The sequence below is a fragment of the Micromonospora sp. RV43 genome (assembly GCF_001029515.1).
Taxonomy (GTDB): domain Bacteria; phylum Actinomycetota; class Actinomycetes; order Mycobacteriales; family Micromonosporaceae; genus Micromonospora; species Micromonospora aurantiaca.
In genome coordinates, this window is sequence record NZ_LEKG01000335.1 from 1 (window position 1) to 2,715 (window position 2,715).

General features: G+C 71.5%; 2 protein-coding genes. Both read left to right on the top strand.

The annotated features are described in order from the left end of the window. The first annotated feature begins 158 nt into the window (after positions 1 to 158). A complete protein-coding gene (locus tag ABD52_RS36925; RefSeq protein WP_143025366.1) occupies positions 159 to 851 on the top strand; it encodes a hypothetical protein in 693 nt (230 codons plus the stop codon). 3 nt (positions 852 to 854) lie between these two features. Then, positions 855 to 2,715, top strand: a 1,861-nt coding sequence (locus ABD52_RS36930; protein ID WP_152748376.1) for a hypothetical protein, incomplete at its 3' end; no start/stop codon positions are given.

Here is a 2,715-nt window from a genome sequence, read left to right on the forward strand (position 1 = left end):
GGGCGATCGCGTTCGGCATCGGCCCGATCTTCGGCGCGCACATCATCAGTGATCGCGGGAAGTCGATGATGTGGAAAGCCGGCCTGGTGGCGATCGTCGTCGGGTCAGCCACGTCGATTATCGCGTTCCTGCTTACCGAGATTTAGCAGGTGGCGGTCATGAGCAGAGCGGAGTTCAAGTCGACTACCGGCCGCCGGATGCCGATGGTGGCTGCAGTGCTGGTCGTGGTGGCGCTCGCCGGTGTGGCGGTGTTCGCCGCCGGGCGTGCGAGTACGCCGGAGCGGCAGGTGATCGCGCGGTATGTCGAGCGGGTGCAGGCCGGGGTGCCGGTGGGTTTCCCGGGCACGCCTCGCGGCGGCGGAGACGCGGCGGCGGCGTACACGCAGGCGCTAGCCTCTGCCGGTACGCGGTCTGCGACGAGCAGGCAGGCGATGGTGGACCTGATCGCCGCCGAGGGAGCCGGATCGGCGGTGCACCCCCTCGTGGGGCCGGCGGCGCACGGAGAGACGATCTCGCAGACGGTCGTGGCGCGGGTCTGGGTGCCTGACGCGGACCTCGACGCGGTGGTGCCCGAGGACCGCGAGGTGTCGGTGCGGATGCTCGTCTGCACCTTGAGCGGCGCCACGACGAGCAGCCCTGCGGATCCGAATGCCGGATTGGCGGGCGGCTGGTACGTGCAGTCGGCGACGGTGCGGTGGTCGCAGGCTCGGTGGCGGCTGGTGACAGCGGAGCGTCCGGTGCCGGTGCCGCCGCCGGATCAGCGCGGTGCGCGCCGCGACGGCGGACCGCGGGACATGCAGCCCCTCGTCGACGTGCTCAGCTCGCGGTCGTGGGCGCCGGGGACGGTGTGACGGATGGCCGTGGTGCCCGCGATGCTCCGGCTGCTGCTGACGGTGGTGTCGCTGACGACGGTCGGGCTGACTGCTGCGGGACGGGCTGCGGCGGCACCGACGCCGGTCCCGTCGCCGTCGGCTTTGGCCTGCCCCGCACCTCCAGTCGATGGCCGGCCTGGTGTCGGTGCGGAGCCGCTGGCACAGCCGCAGGTGAATTGGTGCCAGCCATGGGTGCGGTGGCGGGCGGGCGATGGTTGGACGACGGTGTGCAGCGCGGCGGCCAGCGCCGCGGATCAGGAACGCTGCGACGCGATGGCGCTGACCGTGCAGTCACCGCCGCCGGACGGCACGCCATCGGTGCTCGATGAGCGCCTGCCTGCCGCTGGTGAGCAGCCGGTGCGCTGCGAGCGTCTGGACGAGAAGGCAACGCAGGACCAGGCGAACGCCGAGCGGTGGAAGGCGAAAGCGGACCGCTGCCGCGCGCTACGCCCGGTGCTGGTGGCGTCGTCGTCACTCAAGCCGTCGTCGGAATGTGGCCTGGTGGACGTGTCCTGCAAGGTGGGAGCGCAGGTCAAGGAGGCGGCGCGCACTGGCTTCGAAGGCCTGGCCGACATTGCCGTCGCAGGGTTCGCGTGGGCGCTGGGCAAGTTGGCCGAGGTGGTGTTCACGCAGTCCTCCACCGTTGCCGACGAGCCGTTCTACGGCGTCTACAACGACATCAGCGGGGTGCTGATCGTCGTGGTGCTGGTGGTCTTTGTGCTCTCGACGGCGATCAACGGACTGCGGCTGAGTGGACCTGGGCCGCTGTCGAGCCTGGGCGGGCTGGTCCGGGCGATGTTCGGCATCGCGTTCGCCGGCGGTATCGCGTACCTGCTGATGGCGGCCTGGGACGAGGCGACGGTGGCGTTGATCGCCCGCAACCAGCAGCGGGACTGGCAGCCGAGCATGTGGGTCGACGCGCTCAACACGCTCACCGCCGACACCGGCACGATCCTGCTGGCCTTCGTCGTCGCGATCGTTGGCGTGATCGGGCTGGTGCTGGTGTTCGTGATGCTGCTGTTCCGGTCGTTGCTGGCCGCCGGGGCGGCGCTGTTCGGGGCGATGGCGATGACCGGTCAGGTCATGGCCGAGACCCGCGCGTGGGGCCGGAAGTGGTTCTGGACCTGCAACGCGCTGGCCAGCAGCAAGTTCTTCATCGCCGCGCTCTGGATCTACGGCACCCGCACCACCTACGAGAGCGACAACGTGGTCAACGTGCTGCGGGGCTTGTTCATCATCGTGCTGATGGTCCTCGCGCCGTGGATCCTGCTGCGGCTGACGAGCATGTGGGACGGCTACCTCGCCGACGTCGACGCCCGCGGGTTTCTGACCTCGGCGGCCACGGCGGTGGGGATGGACGCCGCGTCGCGGCGCTTGGCCGAGCCGTTGAGCGGCGGCGGTGGCGGCATGGACGCGACGTCGCTGATGCAGGGCAACTCCGAGGCCATCCCCACTAACCCCGGCGGGCCAGTCGGCGCGCTCGCCGGGCTACCCGACACGGTCGAGGCCCTGCACGGCCGGGGGGACAGTGACCAGTTCGGCGAGCCCGCCGGGCAGGCGGGCGGCGAGCAGGGCGGGGGCGAGAACACCGACGAGGCCGCCGGGGTGGAGCGCGACTCCCGCACAGCGCAGGGCGATGTGGCCCACGGCCAGCTCACGCTGCCCGGCGACGCCACCGGCGAGCAGGGTGCGCTGCCGGTGACCCCGCAGGGGGCGCGCGAACAGGCAACCGCGTTCACCGGAACGGATGCCCCGGTCGCAGGCGGCCCACCGTCTGGTGGCAACGGCGCGCCGGGTCTTGGCGGCAGCCCTGAGCTGCCGGTTGACGAGGCCGGTAGCGGAG

Excerpts from the sequence above, each read along its gene's own strand:
- ABD52_RS36925 (WP_143025366.1), top strand. The coding sequence starts at position 159 with ATGAGCAGAGCGGAGTTCAAGTCGACTACCGGCCGCCGGATGCCGATG.